Origin of the sequence: Micromonospora sp. AMSO1212t (assembly GCF_008868145.1) — a bacterium.
Taxonomy (GTDB): Bacteria; Actinomycetota; Actinomycetes; order Mycobacteriales; family Micromonosporaceae; genus Micromonospora; species Micromonospora tulbaghiae.
This window is the reverse complement of the sequence record NZ_WBKS01000323.1, coordinates 1-436: the sequence shown is the minus strand read 5'-3', so window position 1 is coordinate 436 and position 436 is coordinate 1. Positions and strand designations below refer to the sequence as shown.

At 50.5% G+C, this 436-nt stretch carries 1 rRNA gene; it reads left to right on the top strand.

Annotation, left to right across the window (positions count from 1 at the left end):
• Positions 1-436, top strand: a 16S ribosomal RNA gene (locus F8279_RS30000); the annotation flags it as partial.

The window sequence follows — 436 nt, the reverse complement described above, 5'->3', positions numbered from 1 at the left end:
AGTGGGGAATATTGGACAATGGGGGGAACCCTGATCCAGCCATGCCGCGTGTGTGAAGAAGGCCTTATGGTTGTAAAGCACTTTAAGCGAGGAGGAGGCTACTTTAGTTAATACCTAGAGATAGTGGACGTTACTCGCAGAATAAGCACCGGCTAACTCTGTGCCAGCAGCCGCGGTAATACAGAGGGTGCGAGCGTTAATCGGATTTACTGGGCGTAAAGCGTGCGTAGGCGGCTTATTAAGTCGGATGTGAAATCCCCGAGCTTAACTTGGGAATTGCATTCGATACTGGTGAGCTAGAGTATGGGAGAGGATGGTAGAATTCCAGGTGTAGCGGTGAAATGCGTAGAGATCTGGAGGAATACCGATGGCGAAGGCAGCCATCTGGCCTAATACTGACGCTGAGGTACGAAAGCATGGGGAGCAAACAGGATTA